This is a genomic window from Bradyrhizobium cedriense, from assembly GCF_054602315.1.
Genome location: NZ_JBTSWB010000008.1, coordinates 213,509 through 233,023 on the forward strand (window position 1 = coordinate 213,509; position 19,515 = coordinate 233,023).

Consider the following 19,515-nt stretch of genomic DNA (forward strand, 5'->3'; position numbering starts at 1 on the left):
TCCACCGAGTCCGGCGCCGTCCGTCAAACCAGCGCGTCGGACGGTGCCCGCTGCCTGAGCAGCCGGGCGCAGACCAGGCCCAGCACGGCCATGATCGCAGCACTCACGAGTAACGTCGGAACCTTGCCGCCATGCTGGAGACCGAGGCCGTAGGCGATTGGACCCACGGTCTGGCCCATGAAGAAGAAGAACGAATGCAGCGACATCGCCGTCGCGCGCGCCCCAATCGACAGTTCGCTGGCGAACACCTGGAGACAGCCATGGGCGATATAGAACCCCCAGCCCATGACGACGAGGTTCAGCGCCTGGACTTCCCAGCGCGGACCAAAGGCCACGGCGACGAGTTGCGAGGCCACCAGTGCCATGCCAGCGATCATCATCCCGTTGACGCCAAGTCGCGGCAGCAAGCGCGATACCGTCGCGGTGTAGAACAGACCACCCACGGCAAAGCCGGCGATGACGATACCGGCGATCGACAGCGAGGTCTGGCCGAGTTCGAACAGGAATGAAGCGATGTAGGGAAACAGGCCGAGGACGCAGCAGCCTTCGATGAACACCGCCGAATAGCAGACATAGGCGTTCGGATTGGTGAAGATGGTGCGATAGCCGGCCTTCAGCGCCGACAGGCTCGTCTTCGGCGGATGCTTGACCTTGGCGCCGTGAAAGCCAGCCGCAACGGCGATCGAGGCGACGATCACGAGCGCGCCGAGCACGGCCAGCACACCACGCCAACCGAGGAAATCGCCGATCAGGCCGGAAGCCGAGGCGCCGAGCAGATTGCCGGTCATGGCGCCGGCGAGCGTGCGGCTGATCGCGACCTGGCGCTTGTCGGGCCCGACGAGATCGCTGGTCAGGCTCAGCGCCACCGGAAACACGCCGCCGGAGCCGATGCCGGCGAGAATGCGTGTCGCGAACAAAACCGAGAACGAGGATGACAGCGCGCCCAGGATGTTGGCAAGGCCGAGCAACACGAGGCAGCCGATCATCAGCCGCGTCTTGCCGAACAGATCGGCGGCGGCGCCGATAATCGGCTGGATGATCGCGAAGGTAAAAGCGAACACTGCGGCAAAGCCCGCGGCAGTGGCGATGCTGACGCCAAAATCCTCGGCGACGTGCGGCAGCACCGGATCGAGCGCGCGTGCCGAGAGTGCAGCGGCGAAGCTTGCGCCTGATATGACGTAGAGCGCTGCCGGCAAGCCGTGATCGTGCGGCCGCGCCTCGCCTTGTTGCATCAGCGCGGATTCTTTGCGAGCGCGTCGAACGCCATCAGTTTGGCGATCAGCGCCTCGAACTCGCGCAGCGGCACCATGTTGGGTCCGTCCGAGGGCGCGTGGTCGGGATCCGGATGGGTCTCGATGAAGACGCCGGCAACACCGACCGCAACGGCCGCGCGTGCGAGCACCGGCACGAACTCGCGCTCGCCGCCCGACGAAGTCCCCTTCCCGCCGGGCTGCTGCACCGAATGGGTGGCGTCGAAGATCACGGGCGCGCCGGTGGTGCGCGCCAGGATCGGCAGCGCGCGCATGTCGGAGACCAGCGTGTTGTAGCCGAAGGACACACCGCGTTCGGTGACGAGCACGTTGGGATTGTTGGCGCCGGTGATCTTGCTCACGACATTGGCCATGTCCCAGGGCGCCAGGAACTGGCCCTTCTTGACGTTGACCACCTTGCCGGTCGCGGCCGCGGCCAGAAGGAGATCGGTCTGGCGGCACAGGAACGCAGGGATCTGCAAGACATCCACGGCCTGCGCCACCTCGGCACATTGCGTGGCCTCATGCACGTCGGTCAGCACCGGCAGGCCGAGTGAGGATCGGATCTCCGCGAAGATCGGCAGCGACTGCGCAAGCCCAAGGCCGCGCGCAGCGGATGCGCTGGTGCGGTTAGCCTTGTCGAAGGAGGTCTTGTAAACCAGCCCGATCTTCAGCCGCGCCGCGATCTCCTTCAGCGCCGAGGCCACCTCCAGCGCATGCTGGCGGCTCTCGAGCTGGCAGGGCCCGGCAATGATCGAGATCGGCAGATCATTGCCGAATTTGGCCGTGCCGATGGTGACGACCGGCGCCGCTGACGTCGTGGAGCTCAAGGCAAATCCCTCGTTTCGGCGCGACCATAGCCTCGATGAGGGTCGGATCAACCCCTCTTCGGCCCAGGCCGCTCGAATATCAGGGTTGCGCCAGGGGCTCCCAGCCGCTGCCTCGGATCGCTACTTGACGGCGGAGAATGCGGTCGGCGCCAGAATCTGGCTGACGATGTTCGCGACGATCTGGCCGTCAGCCTCCGACTTCGCCCGCGCCTCGAGCCAGTCCGGATCGGTCATGAACGCGCCCCACTTCTTCTCGCGCTCGGCAAGGGAGTCCCAGGCCAGGAAATAGGTCAGCTCCTGGTTGGATTCACCGATCACAGTCGTGAAGAATCCGGCCTGCTTGATGCCGTGCTTTTCCCAGATCTTCAGCGTGGCGGTCTCGAACCGCTTCAAGAGCGCCGGCAGCCGGCCGGGCACGCAGCGATAGACGCGCATTTCGTAGATCATCGAAGTTCACTCCCTGCATTGTTGTTCTTGCGGCAGGGAGTTGTCGCAACAAACGGCGCGATCGTCAAAGGCCCAGGGCGCACTACACCAGCCGGCTCTGCTTCGCCGCTGCCTCGATGAACGAGGCGAACAGCGGATGCGGCTCAAACGGCCGCGACTTCAGCTCGGGGTGAAACTGGACGCCGATGAACCAGGGGTGATCCTCGTACTCGACGATTTCAGGCAACACACCGTCGGGCGAGAGCCCTGAGAACTTCAGCCCGTGCTGCTCGAGGCGATCCTTGTAGGCGGTATTGACCTCGTAGCGATGCCGGTGACGTTCGGAAATCTCGGTCGCGCCGCCATAGACCTTGGAGACGCGGCTGCCGCGATTGAGCGTTGCGGGATAGGCGCCCAACCGCATCGTGCCGCCGAGGTCGCCGGCCTGCGAGCGCTTCTCGAGCTCGTTGCCGCGTAGCCATTCCGTCATCAGACCGACCAGCGGCTCCCTGGTCGGACCGAACTCGGTGGAGTTGGCGTCCTCGATGCCGACGAGGTTTCGCGCAGCCTCGATCACCGCCATCTGCATGCCGAAGCAGATGCCGAAATACGGCACGTCGCGCTCCCGCGCGAACTGCGCCGCCCTGATCTTTCCCTCCGCGCCGCGCTGGCCGAAGCCGCCGGGCACTAGGATGCCGTTGACGTGCTCGAGGAACGGCGCGGGATCCTCCTTCTCGAAAATCTCGCTCTCGATCCAGTCGAGATTGACCTTCACCTTGTTGGCGATGCCGCCATGCGAGAGCGCCTCGATCAGCGACTTATACGCATCCTTCATGCCGGTATACTTGCCGACGATGGCGATGGTGACGTTGCCTTCGGGATTTCGGATGCGCTCGTTGATTTGCTGCCAGCTCTGGAGTACCGGCGGAATCCGCGAGCCTATGCCGAAGGCGGCGAGCACCTCGTCGTCGAGGCCCGCATTGTGATAGGCCTCCGGGACGGCGTAGATGTTGTCGACGTCGCGCGCCTCGATCACGGCGCTTTCGCGCACGTTGCAGAACAGCCCGAGCTTGCGCCGCTCCTCCTTCGGAATCTCGCGGTCGGTGCGGCAGAGCAGGATGTCCGGTTGGATGCCGATCGAGCGCAGCTCCTTCACCGAGTGCTGCGTCGGCTTCGTCTTCAATTCGCCGGCGCTCGGGATGTAGGGCAACAGCGTGAGGTGGATATAGACGGCGTGATCGCGCGGCAGTTCGTTCTTGAGCTGGCGGATCGCCTCGAAGAACGGCAGGCCCTCGATGTCGCCGACGGTGCCGCCGATCTCGACCAGCACGAAATCGAAATCGTCATTGCCGTCGAGGACGAATTCCTTGATCGCGTTGGTGACGTGCGGAACCACCTGGATGGTCGCGCCGAGATAATCGCCGCGTCGCTCCTTGGAGATGATGTCCTGGTAGATACGTCCCGTGGTGATGTTGTCGGCCTTGGTCGCAGGCCTGCCGGTGAAGCGCTCATAGTGACCGAGATCGAGATCGGTCTCCGCGCCGTCATCGGTCACGAACACTTCGCCGTGCTGATACGGCGACATCGTTCCGGGATCGAGGTTGAGATAGGGGTCGAGCTTGCGGAGGCGGACCTTGTAGCCCCGGGCCTGCAACAGGGCACCCAGTGCCGCCGAAGCCAGACCCTTGCCGAGCGAAGAAACCACGCCGCCGGTGATGAATATGTACCGCGCCATGGGACTTAACCTCTAATCCCCTAAACTCGATTCGCCAAAGCGATTCGTGTTCCGCCCCAAATATTCTGCGGGCCTGTGGGTGAGCCAAAACTAAGAGTGGTGACAGTGGGTTGATGGGGATTGTTGATGCAGGGCGGTAGACGCCGCCCCGCATGGCCCCCCAGCTTTATTGCGAACGCGGCACCTGCGGACCAGACGGCGCCTGGTTCTGCTGCTGCTCGTCGGCCTTCTTCAGCGAATCCAGAATACCGCCCGAGGTCGGCGGCGCGATCGGCGAACCGCCAGCGGGCTGGGTCTGCGACGCGGGCGTGCCGATGATCGAGGAGGGCTTGCGATCGTAGCCGGCGTACCAGGACAGGAACAGGCTGGTGAGAAAGAAGCCCACGGCCAGGATCGCGGTGGTTCGCGTCAACAGGTTCGCAGTGCCGCGGCTCGACATGAAACCCGCGCCGCCGCCCATGCCGAGGCCGCCGCCTTCCGATTTCTGGAGCAGGACGGCGCCGATCATGACGGCGACGATCATGAGGTGGATGACGATGACAACGGTCTGCATAGTGTCCTTCCGTCACAAGCGGACAGCGCCGAGACGGCGGCCGATCGCGCTTCGCGGGTTTTCCTGAAGTTGCGCGGTGTTACACGATCGGATGGGTCATTGCCACCCCCGATCGGGTCCGGGCCTCCGGTTTGAATGTGCCAGGGGCAACCCCTTAGTTAGGACAGCCCTTGGCGATCGCAAGGAAATCGGCCGCTTTCAGGCTGGCGCCGCCAACCAGCGCGCCGTTGACGTTCGTCACGGCCATCAGTTCGGCCGCGTTGGACGGCTTGACCGAGCCGCCATAGAGGATGCGCATCCTGGCGCCGTCGGCCTTGAACCGGGACGTCAGGAGCTCCCGGATAAAGCCATGAATCTGCTCAACATCCTTGGCCGTCGGGGTCAGGCCGGTGCCAATCGCCCAGACCGGCTCATAGGCCACCACCAGATTCGCGGCGGTGGAGCCGTCCGGCAGCGAGCCGTCGAGTTGACCACGCAGGACGTCCAGAGTCTGGCCCGCATCGCGCTGGCCTTGCGTTTCGCCGATACACACAATCGCGGTAACGCCGGCACGCCAGGCAGCCTCGGCCTTCTGCCGGATCAGCGCATCCCCCTCGCCATGGTCGGCGCGGCGCTCGGAATGGCCGACGATGATGGCGCTCGCGCCGGCATCGGCCAGCATTTCGGCGGCGACATCGCCGGTATGAGCGCCGGAGGCCTTGGGGTGGCAGTCTTGGGCCCCTACCGCGACCTTCTTGCCGCGCGCCTTCTCGGCGAAGGCCGCAATCAGTGTCGCCGGCGGACAGACCAGAAGGTCGGCCTTGCCAGCCACATCTGCCGCGCCGTTGAGCATGGCGTCGAATTCGGCAGCCTGGGCTTTCAGGCCGTTCATTTTCCAATTGCCGGCGATCAGCGGTCGGATGGCGTCGGTCATGTCAATATCCAGCAAAATGAGGTTTGTGCATGCGCTAGCAGAGCTGCCGCGGCGGTTCCAGATTCTTGTTTTGGCGCGTTTTCTTGAAGCGAACAGGGTCCACTTCGCTGGAAAACGCTCTGGGGCCTTTAACCGCAGTCTTGAGGGACAGCATGAGGCGAGGTTGCGGGGGGAAAGCCACCACTTTATGATGATTGATCAATTTGGTGACGCGCTTTTGCGGAATCTGCATTAAGACGCGCTCCGTTCCCCTCCTGACCAAACAAGTTGGACCCAATGCTTCGAGGAATGCGCAAGGCCTCATCAAACTGGCTCGGCAAGATCATTATGGCCGTGGTGATGGGCGTGTTGATCGTCAGTTTCGGCATTTGGGGAATCGCAGACATCTTCAAGGGCTTCGGGCAGTCCACGGTGGCCAAGATCGGCAGCACGGAGATTTCGCTCAACGAGTTCCGCCAGATCTACACCGACCGCCTGCAACAGATCAGCCGCCAGTTCGGCCGTCCGCTGACGCCCGATCAGGCACGTGCCTTCGGCCTCGATCGCCAGGTGCTGCAGCAGACGATCGCGGAAGCCGCCCTCGACGAGGAGGCGCGCCGGCTCGGGCTCGGCCAGTCCGACGAGCAGATCCGCCAGGTCATCATGAACGATCCCAACTTCAAGGGCGTCGGCGGCAATTTCGATGCGAACCGCTTCCAGGCCGTGATCCGCAATTTCGGCTACACCGAGCAGCGCTATGTCGCCGAGCAGCGCAAGGTGTCGCTGCGCCGCCAGATCACCGGCACGATCGGCGCCGGCGTGGAGCCGCCGAAGGCTATGATCGACGTGCTGACGCGCTTCCAGAACGAGCAGCGCGCGATTGAATTCGTCAAGCTCGACGCCGCGCAGGCAGGCACCATCGACGCGCCCTCGCCCGAGGCCCTCGCCACCTATTTCGAGGATCACAAGGTTCAGTTCCGCGCGCCCGAATACCGCAAGATCTCCTTCGTCGTGGTCTCGCCGGAAGAGATCGGCAAATGGACCGAGGTCTCCGACGAGGACGCCAAGAAGCTCTTCGATCAGCGCAAGGACCGGCTCGACACCCCCGAGAAGCGCCAGATCCATCAGATCGTATTCCCCAATGCCGCTGAGGCACAGGCCGCGCGCGATCGGCTCGCCGGCGGAATGTCGTTCGAGGATCTCGGCAAGGAGCGCGGGCTGACTGCCTCCGACGTCGACCTTGGCCTCGTGACCAAGTCTTCGCTCGATCCGGCGGTGGGCGATGCAGCCTTCAAGCTTCCCGTCGGTGAGATCAGCCAGCCGATCCAGGGCGCTCTCGGTACCTCCATCGTCAGGGTCGAAAAGATCGAGCCGGGCAAGGAGGCGGACTACGCCAGCCTCGCGGGCGACATCAAGCGCGAGATCGCGACCGAGCGCGCGCGCGTCAAGGTCAACGACCTCCGCGACAAGATGGAAGACGAGCGCGGCGGCGGCTCCAGCGTGATCGACGCGGCGCAGAAGCTCGGCCTCACCGCCGTGACCATCGACGCTGTGGACCGCTCCGGCCGCGCGCCGAACGGCCAGCCGATCGCCAACATCCCGCAGGGCCTCGACGTGGTGTCGCAGGCCTTCAACACCGATGTCGGCGTCGACAACGACGCGATCTCGTTCAAGGGCGGCTACGTCTGGTACGACGTGCTCGCCATCACGCCCTCGCGCGACCGCAATCTCGACGAGGTCCGCGACCAGGTCGAGGCGCGCTGGCGCCAGGACCAGATCGCAGCGAGGCTGAAGGCCAAGGCGTCCGAGATGGTGCAGAAGCTCGAAGCGGGCGCCAAGCTCGCTGACGAGGCCGCCGCCGTCGGCGTCAAGGTCGAGACCGCGACCGGCTTCAAGCGCGACGACTCGCCTGCCGGCGTGCCCGGCACCGTCGTGTCGGCCGCCTTCCGCACCGCCAAGGACGGCGTCGGACAGACGGCCATCAGCGGCGGCAGCGAGGTGGTCGTCTTCCGCGTCACAGACATCGTCGATCCCGCGGTCGACGTCGCCTCCGATGCGGTGAAGAAGCTGAAGGACAGCCTCGACCGCGCCCAGACCGAGGAGCAGGTCGCCTCCTACGTCAACAAGCTCGAGACCGACATCGGGACCACCATCAATCAGGCCGCCTTCGCGCAGGTGACCGGCGCGAACCAGTGAGTTGAAAGCACGCGATGGACGACCTGAAATCGATCATTGGAAAAGTGGCGACCGGTGCCAGCCTGTCGCGTGACGAAGCCGCTTCCGCTTTCGACGCCATGATGTCGGGCGAAGCCACCCCCTCGCAGATGGGCGGCCTGCTGATGGCGCTGCGGGTACGCGGTGAGACCGTGGACGAGATCACCGGCGCGGTGGCGGCGATGCGCTCGAAGATGCTGACCGTGACGGCACCGCCCGATGCCATCGACATCGTCGGCACCGGCGGCGACGGCTCCGGCTCGGTCAACGTCTCGACCTGCGCCTCGTTCATCGTCTCGGGCGCCGGCGTGCCCGTGGCCAAGCACGGCAACCGCGCGCTGTCGTCGCGCTCGGGCGCCGCCGACGTGCTGGCATCGCTCGGGGTGAAGATCGATCTGAAGCCGGAACAGGTTGGGCGCTGCGTGCGCGAATGCGGCATCGGCTTCATGTTCGCGCCCGCCCACCATCCCGCCATGAAGAACGTCGGCCCGACCCGGGTCGAGCTTGCGACGCGCACGATCTTCAACCTGCTCGGTCCCTTGTCCAATCCGGCCGGCGTGAAGCGGCAGATGGTCGGTGTGTTCTCCAGGCAATGGGTGCAGCCGCTGGCGCAGGTGCTGAAGAACCTCGGCTCGGAGTCCGCCTGGGTCGTGCATGGCTCCGACGGTCTCGACGAGATCACCCTCACCGGCCCGACCTTCGTCTCCGCGCTCCACAATGGCGAGATCCGGAATTTCGAGGTGACGCCGGAGGAGGCCGGACTGGCTCGTTGCGAGGCCGGTGCGCTCAGGGGCGGCGACGCCGACGCCAATGCGATCGCGCTGCAAAGCGTGCTCGACGGCAAGCCGAGCCCGTACCGAGACGTGGCGCTCATCAACGCCGCCGCCGCGCTGGTCGTGGCCGGCCGCGCGAAGGACCTCAAGGAGGGCGTTGCGATCGGCGTCCGCTCGCTCGACAGCGGCGCGGCCAGCGCAAAGCTGAAGCACCTGATCACGGTCTCCAACAGCTGAATTGTGCATGTCCGACATCCTGACCAAGATCGAGACGTACAAACGTGAGGAGATCGCGGCAGCGAAGCGATCGCATCCGCTCTCCGTCATGGAGGCGCAAGCCAAGACCGCCTCCGCGCCGCGTGGATTCCTGCGCGCGATCAGGAGCAAGCTTGCCAATGGCGACTACGCGCTGATCGCCGAGATCAAGAAGGCCTCGCCCTCCAAGGGTCTCATTCGGGCCGATTTCGACCCGCCGGCACTCGCAAAAGCCTATGAGTCGGGCGGCGCAGCCTGTCTCTCGGTATTGACCGACACGCCGTCGTTCCAGGGCCATCTCGACTTCATGGTGGCGGCGCGCGCGGCAACGTCATTGCCGGTGCTGCGCAAGGATTTCATGTTCGACACCTATCAAGTGGTCGAGGCGCGCGCGCACGGCGCCGACTGCATCCTGATCATCATGGCGGCACTCGACGATGCCACCGCCAGGGACCTCGAAAATGCCGCCCTTGCCTGTGGCATGGACGTGCTGATCGAGGTCCACGACCGCGCCGAGCTCGAGCGGGCGCTGAAGCTGCGCTCGCCGATGATCGGCGTCAACAACCGCAATCTGCGCACCTTCGAGACCACGCTCGCGACCAGCGAGGCGCTGGCGCCGCTGATCCCTGGAGATCGGCTGATGGTCGGCGAGAGCGGTATCTTTACGGCCGAAGATATCGCCCGGCTCGAGCGCGTCGGCATATCGACGTTCCTGGTCGGCGAGAGCCTGATGCGGCAGGCCGACGTGGCCGCGGCAACGCGCGCTCTGCTCGCGCGCAACACGACAGCGCGCGCGACGGGCACGCGCTGACATGGCGCGCAAACCAGCCAGCGCGAAGACGGCCAGATCCAAGGCCGGCCCCGCCCTCACCCATATCGGCGCCTCCGGCGAGGCGCGGATGGTGGACGTCTCGGACAAGCCCGCGACGGAGCGGCTCGCGGTCGCGGAAGGCCGCGTCATTATGAGCAAGGCAACGCTCGACCTGATCGTGTCCGGCAACGCCAAGAAGGGCGACGTGCTCGGCACCGCGCGCATCGCCGGCATCATGGCCGCCAAGCGCACCTCCGAGCTGATCCCGCTCTGCCATCCGCTTGCACTGTCGAAGGTGACGGTCGACATCGAGCCCGACGTGAAATTGCCGGGCTGCCTCGTTCGGGCCAGCGTGAAGGTGACGGGCCCGACCGGCGTCGAGATGGAGGCCCTCACGGCCGTCTCGGTCGCCTGCCTCACCATCTACGACATGATCAAGGCGGTGGAGCGCGGCGTGCGCATCGAGGGCATTCATCTGGTCGAGAAGCTCGGCGGCAAATCCGGTCATTATCGCGTCTGAAGCGGGCTCTCTTCAGCGACAAACCACTCGCGCCGCGCGCATCGATTGCTTTTGTGCGCGGCCATTGACGTTGCGTTAACCCGTCTTGCTAACTTTGCCTCCACACCGTTCCCGTAAACCAACGGGTGTTTTCGCGCCAAGAATTGATCCTGGCGTGTGCACGGCAATGACCCAGCATGATGACGAGATTCGGCAGTCGCCTCTTTGACCACGCCTTCGTGCGCAGCGGACCGATCCGCTGGCTGGTCGTAGGCGGCACCCTGCTGATCGCAGCCATCGCCATAGGTTCGGTCCTGATGGCGCAGAATTTCCGGGAGCGGACGCTGCGCAACTCCGGCCGCGAGCTGGAAAACACCGTTCTGCTGCTCGCTCATCATTTCGATCAGCAATTGCAGGACTTCGCGGTCATCCAGAACGATTTCGTCGATCACGTCCGCGGGGCCGGAATCGCGACCGGAGAAGACTATCGCAAGCGCCTCTCGGGCGAGGACATCCACCGGATGCTGCGCTCGAAGATCGAGGCGCTGCCCTACATCGGCGGCGTCAACCTCATGGACGCCGACGGCAATCTGATCAATTCGTCTACGGCATGGCCGGCTCCCAAAGTGAACGTGGCCGATCGCGCCTACTTCCGCACCTTCAAATACGATCCCTTTTCGCCTGATGTCCTGATCGAGCCGCTGCATAGCCGCATCTCCGGCACCTGGACCATTCTGGTCGCCCGGAAGATCGTCGGGCCAAGCGGCGAGTTCCTCGGTGTCGTCGGTCGCGGGATCGAACCCGCCAATTTCGAGAAATTCTTCGCCTCAGTCGTGCTCGGCGAAGGTGCGACGATCTCGATGCTGCATCGGGACGGCACGCTGCTCGCTCGTTACCCCCATTCCAGCGAGCTGATGGGACGAAATTTCAAGACCGGTTCTTTCGCGCAGCAGAGGGTTTTCGGCCTCGATCACTTCGCCGGCCGCTTCACGAGCCCCGTCGACGGCGAGGACCGGCTGATCTCCGCGCGTGCCCTGCCCCACTTCCCGATCCTGATGATGGCCACCTTGACGCGCGCGGCGGCCCTGACGGATTGGCGCGAGCAGATCGGCATCCTGATCTCGGTCGCCGCCTCTTCCGCGCTCGCCATCGCAGGCGTGCTGATCGCGGTCGTACGCAAGCTTTTGGAGCAGCACCGCCTTTCGCGCGAACGGTTGACGCTGGAAAAGCAGCGGCTCGACCGCGCCGTCAACAACATGACGCAAGGCCTTTTGCTGTTCGACGCCGAGCGGCGGCTCGTGGTCTGCAACCAGCGCTACATCGAAATGTATGGATTGTCGGCCGAGTTCGTGAGGCCCGGCTCGAGCTTCCACGACATCATCGCCCATCGCCAGGCTACCGGCTCGTTCACAGGCGACGTCGACGCTTACGTCGCGCTCGTGCTGAAGAACATCAATGTACGCAATTCCATGGTGGTCGACACCTCCGATGGCCGCTCGATCCACATCCTCAACGAGCCGCTCGCGGATGGCGGCTGGGTCGCGACCCACGAGGACATCACGGAGCGCCGTCGCATCGAGGAACGCATCACCCACCTCGCCCATTACGACGCGCTGACGGACCTGCCCAACCGCGCCATGTTCCACGAGCATCTGCGCCGGGAGCTGGCCGCAGTCGGCGACGGCGAACAGATCGCGGTGCATTACATCGACATCGACGAGTTCAAGGGGATCAACGACGCCCTCGGCCATCTCGTCGGCGACGAGCTGTTGAAATCGGTTGCGCAGAGCCTTCGCCGCTGTGCGGGCCCGGCGGACTTCGTGGCGCGGCTCGGCGGGGACGAATTCGCCGTCGTACAGAGCGCGGTGACGTCGCTGGACCGGGTCGACGCGCTCGTCGCACGGGTCTTCGAAGCCGTCCGCACGCCATTCGACTGCATGGGACATCATATCACCACCGATGCCAGCATCGGCATTGCGCTCGCGCCGGACCACGGCACGGCGCTGGACCAGATCCTGAAGAACGCGGACATGGCGATGTACGCGGCCAAATCCGCCGGACGCCACACCTACCGCTTCTTCGAACCGGAGATGGACGCCAAGGCCCGTGAGCGCCGCCGGCTCGAGAGCGACCTGCGCCACGCCATCGCCACTGGCGGGCTCGAGGTCCATTACCAGCCCTGCCTCGAGCTGAAGGACGACCGCATCACCGGATGCGAAGCGCTGGTGCGCTGGCGCCATCCCGAGCGCGGTATGGTCTCGCCGGCCGAGTTCATTCCGATCGCCGAAGACACCGGCCTGATCAACGAGATCGGCGAATGGGTGTTGGCGACCGCGTGCCGGGACGCGGCAAGCTGGCCCGACGACATCCGCCTCGCCGTCAACGTCTCACCAGTGCAATTCAAGAGCGGCACGCTGGCGCTGAAGATCATGAGGGCGCTCGCCGCCTCGAACCTGCCGGCGAGCCGGCTGGAACTCGAGATCACCGAGGCGGTCCTGATCCGCGACGACGACGCGGCGCTCGCGATTCTGCACCAGCTCCGTGCCATCGGCGTCCGCATTGCGCTCGACGATTTCGGCACCGGCTACTCATCCCTGAGCTATTTGCACCGCTTCCCCTTCGACAAGATCAAGATCGACCGCTGCTTCGTCGACGACATCGCCCGCCCCGACGGCTCCGCCAGCATCGTTCAGGCCGTCGTCAATCTGGCGACCGCGCGCCGCATGACCACCACGGCCGAAGGCGTCGAGACGGAGGAGCAGCAGCGCCTGCTCCGCGCGCTCGGCTGCTCCGAGATGCAGGGCTATCTGTTCAGCGCCGCCAAGCCGGCCGACAAGATTCTGGAGCTGTTCGCGCTGCATCGCAGCCGGCTCGCCCAACGCGAAGGCAGCGAGAGCCGCCGGCGCGAGGCGGGCTAGGTCTCCGCTGCAAATGGCAGGGAATGACTCTGAGCCGGGGACGCCATCCCAAACGAATTTGCCCGAGAGCGGTCATCCGTTCCCGGGCGATCGGCGGCTGTAGATCGCAAGGTTCAGTTCGGCACAGAAGCCTTCGGTGCGGGCTTTGCCGCTGCGGCATTCACGGTGACGCCATGCAGGAAGTCGTAAGCCGCATGTAGGGCCTTATCGTCCTTCGTCTCCGGCGGGACATAGGATTGCGACCCGGTCTGCTCGGAGCCGTCGGCGGCCTGCAGATGCCCGCGCATCTGGGACTCCGCCATGGTATCCATCCGGCCCTTCAGCTCGGGTGGCACGTCCTGGAGGATCTCGATGTCGGGCGCGATGCCCTGAGCCTGGATCGAGCGGCCCGACGGCGTGTAGTAGCGCGCCGTGGTCAGCGCCAGCGCGCCGTTGCCGGAGCCGAGCGGAATGATCGTCTGAACCGAACCCTTGCCGAAGGAGCGCGTGCCGATCAATGTCGCGCGCTTGTGGTCATGCAGCGCGCCGGCGACGATTTCAGACGCCGAAGCCGAGCCGCCGTTGATCAGCACCACCAGCGGCTTGCCCTTGGTGAGATCGCCGCCATGCGCGGTGAAGCGCTGGGTCTCTTCCGGAGTGCGCCCGCGGGTCGACACCACCTCGCCACGCTGGAGGAAGGCGCTCGACACCGACACGGCCTGGTCGAGCAGGCCGCCCGGATTGTTGCGCAGGTCCACCACATAGCCCGCGAGCTTCTCCGCGGGGATTTGCTTGGTGATCGACGCGATCGCCTTCTTCAGGCCGTCGGCGGTCTGCTCGTTGAAGGAAGTGATGCGGATATAGCCGATGTCGTCGTTCTCGACATGGAATCGCACCGGGCGCACATGGATGATCTCGCGGGTTATCGCGACGTCGAGGGGCGCGTCGGCGCCCTTGCGCACGATGGTGAGCTTGGTCTTGGTGTTGACCGGGCCCTTCATCTTGTTGACCGCCTGCTCGAGCGTCATGCCCTGCACGGCCTCGCCATCGATCTTGCTGATCAGGTCGCCCGACATGATGCCGGCCTTCGAAGCCGGCGTGTCGTCAATCGGCGAAACGACCTTGACGAGGCCGTCCTCCATCGTGACCTCGATGCCGAGCCCGCCGAACTCGCCGGAGGTGGTCTCCTGCATCTCGGTCCAGGCCTTGGCGTTCATGTAGCGGGAGTGCGGATCGAGCGAGGTCACCATGCCGGTGATCGCACCCTCGATCAGCTTGGCATTGTCGGGCTTCTCGACGTAGCTGGCCTTGACCCGTTCGAACACCGCGCCGAACAAATTGAGCTGGGAATAGGCATCATCCGCACTCGCTGCCGCCCGCGCCGCCCATACTCCGCTGTGCGGGCTGGCTACCAGAAGGGTCAGACACGCTCCGGTGAGCGCGCCCAGGGGAAACAGCAGGGATTTCCGCATGGATGAGGTCGCCTTTTTGCTTGGCAGTTCTCTTGGGGTCAGCAGACGCCACGCAAATGGCGATCCAGCCCGCTTCTCACAATACCATTCCGGTTTCTTCAAGGCCGGGATGCCACGTCAGCGGGTGCGCTGAAGAAATCCCTTCGCCTTGGCCTAAACATTTGGCAACGTTCCGAGACTGTTTCGTGCAAAGCGGAAAGCGGTCGGACCGCCCACCCCTCGCAGCTATGCGATTTTAGGATGGTTTTGGAGGGCCGGACGCGATAGGCGATGGCGATAAGACTTCAAATTCTCGGGAGGACGACAATGAACGAAGCGCCCCGCATCCGGCCGGAACGGAACGTCGAACTCGGCGCCAGCACCGAGTTGTTCCAGAATCTGCACGAGTTCGTCCGGAAGGCGCGCGCCAACCTCAACCAGAATGCCTGGGACTACATCGTCGGCGCCGCCGAGACCGAGACCACGATGCGCCGCAACCGCATGGCGCTGGACGAGATCGCCTTCCGCCCGCGCGTGCTCCGCGACGTCCGTCAGGTCGACGGCGGGGTCGATCAATTCGGCCGCAGGATGCGCCTGCCGCTGGTGCTCGCCCCGGTCGGTGCCCTCGAGATTTTCGATCCGGATGGCGCGGCAAGCGTAGCACGCGCCGCCGGCACTTTCGGTGCGGCGCACATGCTGAGCTCGGTGTCCGAACCGGGCCTCGAGAAGACCGCCGAGGCTGCCCGGGACGCGCTGCGGCTCTATCAGCTCTATGTCCGCGGCGACGATGCCTTCGTGGCCGATGTCGTCAGCCGCGCCGAGAGGAACGCCTATGCGGCCTTCTGCCTGACCGTCGACACCGCCCATTACAGCCGTCGCGAGCGTGACATCGCCAAGCGCTATGTTCGCGAAAGCCGGCTGCGCGCCACCGGTGGCGACTACCAGAAGGGCCTGGAATGGCGGACCGTGAAGATGATCAAGGACAAGTTCAAGATTCCGCTGATCCTCAAGGGCATCGCCACCGCAGAAGACGCCGAGATCGCGGTCGATCACGGCGTCGAATGGATCTACGTCTCCAACCATGGCGGCCGTCAGCTCGATCACGGGCTCGGCGCCATGCATGTGCTTCCCGAGATCGTCGAAGCGGTGAAGGGCCGGGCCAAGATCATGGTCGATGGCGGGTTCTGCCGCGGCACCGACATCGTCAAGGCGATCGCCGCGGGCGCCGACATCGTCGGCATCGGCCGGCTGCAGTGCTGGGCGTTGGCGGCGGCGGGCGAAGCCGGCGTGGTGCGAATGCTGGAACTGCTGGAGGACGAAGTGCTGCGCTGCCTCGGCCTCCTGGGGGCCACCTCGTTCGCCGAGGTCAATTCATCCTGCTTGCATCCGGCAACGGCAACCAACCCGCCGAGCGTGTTCAGCGCCTTCCCGCTGTTCGACCACGATCCTTATCGATACTGAAGTGAAAAGGACACGATGACCTCCCTCTCTCCCGGCAGCGCGGACGCGCTTCTGTTCGACCTCGGGCGCGTGGTGCTCGACATCGATTTCTCCAAGGCGATCGCCTGCTGGGCAGGGCATGCCGGCTGCGAGCCGGAAGCCATCGTCGCGCGCTATGTGCGTGATGAGGCCTACCGGCTGCACGAGGTCGGCAGGATCAGCGATGAGGAATACTTCGCCTCGCTGCGCGCCTCACTCGGCATCGGAATTTCGGATGCGCAGTTCCTGGAGGGCTGGAATGCGATCTTCGCAGGCGAGATGCCCGACATCGCCGAGCTGTTGCCGCGCGCGGCAAAGCAGATGCCGCTTTATGCCTTCTCCAACACCAATCGGCCGCACGTGGATTATTTCTCCAGGGAGTACGCCGACCTGCTGAGCCACTTCCGCGAGGTTTACCTGTCGTCCAGCATCGGTCTGCGCAAACCTGATGCGGAGGCCTTCGACCACGTCGTGGCGGCGATCGGCGTCCCCGCGGAGCGCATTGTGTTCTTCGACGATCTGGCCGAGAACGTCGAAGGCGCACGGGCGCGCGGATTGACCGCCGTGCATGTGACCTCGCCGCGTGACGTCGGCAGCGCGTTGCTGTCCTTGGGAATTTGACCGCAAGGATCCTGAGGTCCGGTTCGGGGAACTTAACGGGCTCCGATGAGGAACCAACTCAGTTTGTGCATTTTTGTACGAAGTTCCGGGAACGGAATACCTCTTCCGGACTCTAAGAGTCGGTTGGGACTTCTACATCGGATTCATTCTCGTGCTCGGCAAATCCTACCTCACAAAACAGGCCTCTCTGCTTCTCGAATTCGCCAGAACGACGTCGGATTCGCGCCTCTCCGCCAAATTGATCAGCAAGGCCGCCGACCTGAAATCCCAGGCCGATCCTCTGCCGGACAAGGATCAGAGCCCAAAAGCTCCCGACATCACTCCGGGCGAGCAGACGCGGAGTTGACCGATGCTGGTCGTGGCGCTCGTTCTCCTCGTGCTCGCCGTGGCCATCCTCGTACCAGTCTGTATCGCGTTCCGGATCATGCCGCGGCGCATTTGAACTGCATCCGCCGATGCAAGTGTCAGGACGCAGGATGAATCGTCCTGCGTCGGCGCATTTTGCCTCTGGGCGGGCACTCGGCTAGAACTCTCGCTGCCAGTTTGCCCGAGCCAGCCCAGCAGGAGATTTCATCTTTGGCCCTGATGCCCGTTTCCGACGCGCTTGCCGCGGTGCTGGCGGGTGCAGAGCCGCTGCCGGAAGAGATGGTCGCTCTCGACGCAGCCTTCCACCGCGTGCTCGCCCGCGACGTCGCAGCGCGGCGCACCCAGCCGCCGCAGGCGATGTCGGCGATGGACGGCTATGCCGTGCGCGCGGCCGATGCGGCGAGGATCGATTCCCGGCTGACGGTCATCGGCGAGATTGCGGCAGGCCGGCCATTTGCGGGATCGGTCGGTGCCGGCGAGGCTGTGCGGATTTTCACCGGCGGCATCATTCCCGACGGCGCGGATACCGTCGTGATCCAGGAGGACACGGTCGCCGAGGGCAACCGCGTCACGATCAAGGAAGCCGCGATCATGGGCCGGCACATCCGCACCGCCGGCGTTGACTTCCGCGAGGGCGACGTCCTCCTGCGCAAGGGAACCCGCCTCACCGAGCGCGATCTTGCGCTTGCGGCCGCCATGAATCACCCCGAGCTTGCCGTCTGCCGCCGCCCAAAGGTCGCGATCCTTGCCACCGGCGACGAACTGGTGATGCCGGGCACCGCGCCAAGCCACGGCCAGATCGTCTACTCCAACGGCTACGCCCTGCACGCGCTCGCCCGCAGCGAGGGCGCCGAGACCATCGACCTCGGCATTGCCGCCGATACGCTGGAGGCCACCAAGGCCGGCATCCGTCGAGCCCGCGAGAGCGGCGCCGACATCCTGGTCACGACTGGCGGCGCCTCGGTCGGCGATCATGATCTGGTCCAGCAGGCGCTACGAGACGAAGGCATCGCGATGGCGTTCTGGAAGATCGCGATGCGACCGGGCAAGCCGATGATGCATGGCCGGCTCGGCGCGATGCGCGTGATCGGTCTGCCGGGCAATCCCGTGTCATCCTACGTGTGCGCCTTCCTGTTCTTGGTGCCGCTGATTCGCGCGCTGTCGGGCCGTTCAGTGATTCATCATCACCGCGAGCGCGCGGTGCTCGGCAGCGATCTCGGCGCCAACGACCAGCGCGAGGATTATCTGCGTGCGCGCCTCGAGCCGCGCGGCGACGGCACGCTCGTCGTGATTCCCGTCAGCCATCAGGACTCCTCCCTGCTTGCGAATCTGGCTGCGGCACAGGTACTTCTCGTACGCGCACCGTTCGCGCCAAGGGCCGACGCCGGCACGGCCTGTGAGGTGCTGCGCCTGCCCGGCTGAGCGACACGGCCACACGCGTCGCGCGAGCTTCGCTCTGTTCACTATAAATTAAGCAGTTGCGGAACACATATCGAACATATAGTGTCCGTTCATGATTTGTTTCGAACGTGTAGCAGCTTATCGCTGAACTCCTCGTCTCGGAATCGAACGACATCAACCGGGGGACTTTGGTCGAGATGTTGACGCGCAAACAATACGAGCTTCTGCGGTTCATCAGCGAACGTCTGAAGGAGAGCGGCGTGCCGCCGTCCTTCGATGAGATGAAGGATGCGCTCGACCTGCGCTCCAAGTCAGGCATCCATCGCCTGATCACTGCGCTCGAGGAGCGCGGCTTCATCCGCCGCCTGCCCAACCGCGCTCGCGCCATCGAGGTTATCAAGCTGCCCGAGCTCCAGGCCGCCGCCGGCAGTCGCCGCGGCTTCACGCCGAGCGTCATCGAGGGCAATCTCGGCAAGATACGCGCGAGCTCCAGCCCGCCCGCGGACGAGGGCGAGCGTCCGGTCGCTGTGCCCGTGATGGGCCGCATCGCGGCCGGCACGCCGATCGAGGCGTTGCAGACCCGCAGCCACACCATCAGCGTACCGCCCGACATGCTCGGCTCGGGCGAGCACTACGCACTCGAAGTGCGCGGCGACTCGATGGTGGAGGCCGGCATCCTCGACGGTGACATGGCGCTGATCCAGCGCAACGAGAGTGCCGATACCGGAGACATCGTGGTGGCGCTGATCGACGACGAGGAGGCCACGCTCAAGCGCTTCCGCCGGCGCGGCGCCTCCATTGCGCTCGAGCCCGCCAATTCAGCCTATGAAGTCCGGATTCTTCCGCCGAACCGGGTGAAGATTCAGGGCAAGCTGATCGGGCTTTACCGGAAGTACTGAGCGGATCCAGCCGCTCAACTGCTTTGGAGCGGATGAGTCTCCGCCCCGGCCGGATGGTCTTTCTGGTTCTGCACAGATTGTCCGGCCCCTCTTCCGGCGCGACATGCTCGGCTCACCGCACGAAGCAGCATTGCTTTGCGGCCTTTCGGTTCAAGGAATGACC

The 19,515-nt window shown here is 64.8% G+C and carries 19 protein-coding genes; 11 read left to right on the forward strand and 8 right to left on the reverse strand.

Going from position 1 to position 19,515, the window contains the following annotated elements; genetic code table 11:
- Positions 1–23: 23 nt before the first annotated feature.
- From ACYCVF_RS28870 to ACYCVF_RS28900, 7 genes are all read right to left on the reverse strand, one after another.
- A complete protein-coding gene (locus ACYCVF_RS28870; protein ID WP_459595489.1) occupies positions 24–1,232 on the reverse strand; it encodes an MFS transporter in 1,209 nt (402 codons plus the stop codon).
- Entirely contained in the window at positions 1,232–2,080 is an 849-nt protein-coding gene (kdsA, locus tag ACYCVF_RS28875; RefSeq protein ID WP_459595488.1) for a 3-deoxy-8-phosphooctulonate synthase, read from the reverse strand. Before kdsA ends, ACYCVF_RS28870 begins: the two co-directional genes overlap by 1 nt.
- Before the next feature lie 120 nt (positions 2,081–2,200).
- Positions 2,201–2,527 carry an NIPSNAP family protein gene (locus ACYCVF_RS28880; protein WP_459595487.1) on the reverse strand — a complete coding sequence of 109 codons (327 nt, stop codon included), beginning with the start codon at positions 2,525–2,527 and terminating at the stop codon, positions 2,201–2,203.
- Between the two features lie 82 nt (positions 2,528–2,609).
- Entirely contained in the window at positions 2,610–4,241 is a 1,632-nt protein-coding gene (locus ACYCVF_RS28885; RefSeq protein WP_459595486.1) for a CTP synthase, read from the reverse strand.
- Between the two features lie 166 nt (positions 4,242–4,407).
- Positions 4,408–4,794 carry a preprotein translocase subunit SecG gene (gene secG / locus ACYCVF_RS28890; protein WP_061028080.1) on the reverse strand — a complete coding sequence of 129 codons (387 nt, stop codon included), beginning with the start codon at positions 4,792–4,794 and terminating at the stop codon, positions 4,408–4,410.
- 154 nt (positions 4,795–4,948) lie between these two features.
- Positions 4,949–5,707, reverse strand: a complete 759-nt coding sequence (tpiA, locus tag ACYCVF_RS28895) for a triose-phosphate isomerase (RefSeq protein WP_459595485.1) — start codon at positions 5,705–5,707, stop codon at positions 4,949–4,951.
- 34 nt (positions 5,708–5,741) lie between these two features.
- Positions 5,742–5,939, reverse strand: coding sequence for a hypothetical protein (locus ACYCVF_RS28900; protein ID WP_459595484.1), 198 nt, complete (start codon positions 5,937–5,939; stop codon positions 5,742–5,744).
- A 44-nt stretch (positions 5,940–5,983) separates the two neighbouring features.
- Between ACYCVF_RS28900 and ACYCVF_RS28905 the strand changes: the two genes are divergently transcribed.
- The 5 genes from ACYCVF_RS28905 (at position 5,984) to ACYCVF_RS28925 (ending at position 13,156) form a co-directional block, all read left to right on the forward strand.
- A complete protein-coding gene (locus tag ACYCVF_RS28905; RefSeq protein ID WP_459595483.1) occupies positions 5,984–7,882 on the forward strand; it encodes a SurA N-terminal domain-containing protein in 1,899 nt (632 codons plus the stop codon).
- A 14-nt stretch (positions 7,883–7,896) separates the two neighbouring features.
- Positions 7,897–8,910 (forward strand): anthranilate phosphoribosyltransferase, encoded by a 1,014-nt coding sequence (gene trpD, locus ACYCVF_RS28910; protein ID WP_459595482.1) that lies wholly within the window; start codon positions 7,897–7,899, stop codon positions 8,908–8,910.
- A 7-nt stretch (positions 8,911–8,917) separates the two neighbouring features.
- Positions 8,918–9,739, forward strand: coding sequence for an indole-3-glycerol phosphate synthase TrpC (gene trpC, locus ACYCVF_RS28915; RefSeq protein WP_459595481.1), 822 nt, complete (start codon positions 8,918–8,920; stop codon positions 9,737–9,739).
- Position 9,740: 1 nt separating this feature from the next.
- Positions 9,741–10,259 carry a cyclic pyranopterin monophosphate synthase MoaC gene (moaC, locus tag ACYCVF_RS28920; RefSeq protein ID WP_459595480.1) on the forward strand — a complete coding sequence of 173 codons (519 nt, stop codon included), beginning with the start codon at positions 9,741–9,743 and terminating at the stop codon, positions 10,257–10,259.
- A 176-nt stretch (positions 10,260–10,435) separates the two neighbouring features.
- Positions 10,436–13,156: a bifunctional diguanylate cyclase/phosphodiesterase gene (locus ACYCVF_RS28925; protein ID WP_459595479.1), complete on the forward strand. Its 2,721-nt coding sequence runs from the start codon at positions 10,436–10,438 to the stop codon at positions 13,154–13,156.
- 113 nt (positions 13,157–13,269) lie between these two features.
- Here the strand turns inward: ACYCVF_RS28925 and ACYCVF_RS28930 are convergent, their stop codons facing one another.
- Complete coding sequence (locus ACYCVF_RS28930; RefSeq protein WP_459595478.1) at positions 13,270–14,607, reverse strand: S41 family peptidase; 1,338 nt, start codon at positions 14,605–14,607, stop codon at positions 13,270–13,272.
- Here ACYCVF_RS28930 and ACYCVF_RS28935 point away from each other — a divergent pair.
- The 6 genes from ACYCVF_RS28935 (at position 14,606) to lexA (ending at position 19,352) form a co-directional block, all read left to right on the forward strand.
- Complete coding sequence (locus ACYCVF_RS28935) at positions 14,606–14,740, forward strand: hypothetical protein (protein WP_459595477.1); 135 nt, start codon at positions 14,606–14,608, stop codon at positions 14,738–14,740. The two genes, ACYCVF_RS28930 and ACYCVF_RS28935, sit on opposite strands and share 2 nt — an antisense overlap.
- Before the next feature lie 173 nt (positions 14,741–14,913).
- The gene (locus tag ACYCVF_RS28940) at positions 14,914–16,047 is read left to right on the forward strand and encodes an alpha-hydroxy acid oxidase (RefSeq protein WP_459595476.1); all 1,134 of its coding nucleotides are present in this window, start codon (positions 14,914–14,916) and stop codon (positions 16,045–16,047) included.
- 15 nt (positions 16,048–16,062) lie between these two features.
- Positions 16,063–16,686 (forward strand): HAD family hydrolase, encoded by a 624-nt coding sequence (locus ACYCVF_RS28945; RefSeq protein WP_459595475.1) that lies wholly within the window; start codon positions 16,063–16,065, stop codon positions 16,684–16,686.
- Between the two features lie 151 nt (positions 16,687–16,837).
- Positions 16,838–17,032, forward strand: coding sequence for a hypothetical protein (locus ACYCVF_RS28950; RefSeq protein WP_459595474.1), 195 nt, complete (start codon positions 16,838–16,840; stop codon positions 17,030–17,032).
- Between the two features lie 230 nt (positions 17,033–17,262).
- Positions 17,263–18,474, forward strand: coding sequence for a molybdopterin molybdotransferase MoeA (locus ACYCVF_RS28955; RefSeq protein ID WP_459595473.1), 1,212 nt, complete (start codon positions 17,263–17,265; stop codon positions 18,472–18,474).
- Positions 18,475–18,650: 176 nt separating this feature from the next.
- Positions 18,651–19,352: a transcriptional repressor LexA gene (gene lexA, locus ACYCVF_RS28960; RefSeq protein WP_459595472.1), complete on the forward strand. Its 702-nt coding sequence runs from the start codon at positions 18,651–18,653 to the stop codon at positions 19,350–19,352.
- Positions 19,353–19,515 lie beyond the last annotated feature (163 nt).

Excerpts from the sequence above, each read along its gene's own strand:
- ACYCVF_RS28880 (WP_459595487.1), bottom strand. The coding sequence starts at position 2,527 with ATGATCTACGAAATGCGCGTCTATCGCTGCGTGCCCGGCCGGCTGCCG.
- ACYCVF_RS28925 (WP_459595479.1), top strand. The coding sequence starts at position 10,436 with ATGATGACGAGATTCGGCAGTCGCCTCTTTGACCACGCCTTCGTGCGC.
- ACYCVF_RS28945 (WP_459595475.1), top strand. The coding sequence starts at position 16,063 with ATGACCTCCCTCTCTCCCGGCAGCGCGGACGCGCTTCTGTTCGACCTC.
- ACYCVF_RS28905 (WP_459595483.1), top strand. The coding sequence starts at position 5,984 with ATGCTTCGAGGAATGCGCAAGGCCTCATCAAACTGGCTCGGCAAGATC.
- ACYCVF_RS28885 (WP_459595486.1), bottom strand. The coding sequence starts at position 4,241 with ATGGCGCGGTACATATTCATCACCGGCGGCGTGGTTTCTTCGCTCGGC.
- trpD (WP_459595482.1), top strand. The coding sequence starts at position 7,897 with ATGGACGACCTGAAATCGATCATTGGAAAAGTGGCGACCGGTGCCAGC.
- ACYCVF_RS28900 (WP_459595484.1), bottom strand. The coding sequence starts at position 5,939 with ATGCAGATTCCGCAAAAGCGCGTCACCAAATTGATCAATCATCATAAA.
- ACYCVF_RS28870 (WP_459595489.1), bottom strand. The coding sequence starts at position 1,232 with ATGCAACAAGGCGAGGCGCGGCCGCACGATCACGGCTTGCCGGCAGCG.
- secG (WP_061028080.1), bottom strand. The coding sequence starts at position 4,794 with ATGCAGACCGTTGTCATCGTCATCCACCTCATGATCGTCGCCGTCATG.
- ACYCVF_RS28940 (WP_459595476.1), top strand. The coding sequence starts at position 14,914 with ATGAACGAAGCGCCCCGCATCCGGCCGGAACGGAACGTCGAACTCGGC.
- moaC (WP_459595480.1), top strand. The coding sequence starts at position 9,741 with ATGGCGCGCAAACCAGCCAGCGCGAAGACGGCCAGATCCAAGGCCGGC.
- ACYCVF_RS28935 (WP_459595477.1), top strand. The coding sequence starts at position 14,606 with ATGGATGAGGTCGCCTTTTTGCTTGGCAGTTCTCTTGGGGTCAGCAGA.
- lexA (WP_459595472.1), top strand. The coding sequence starts at position 18,651 with ATGTTGACGCGCAAACAATACGAGCTTCTGCGGTTCATCAGCGAACGT.
- trpC (WP_459595481.1), top strand. The coding sequence starts at position 8,918 with ATGTCCGACATCCTGACCAAGATCGAGACGTACAAACGTGAGGAGATC.
- tpiA (WP_459595485.1), bottom strand. The coding sequence starts at position 5,707 with ATGACCGACGCCATCCGACCGCTGATCGCCGGCAATTGGAAAATGAAC.
- ACYCVF_RS28930 (WP_459595478.1), bottom strand. The coding sequence starts at position 14,607 with ATGCGGAAATCCCTGCTGTTTCCCCTGGGCGCGCTCACCGGAGCGTGT.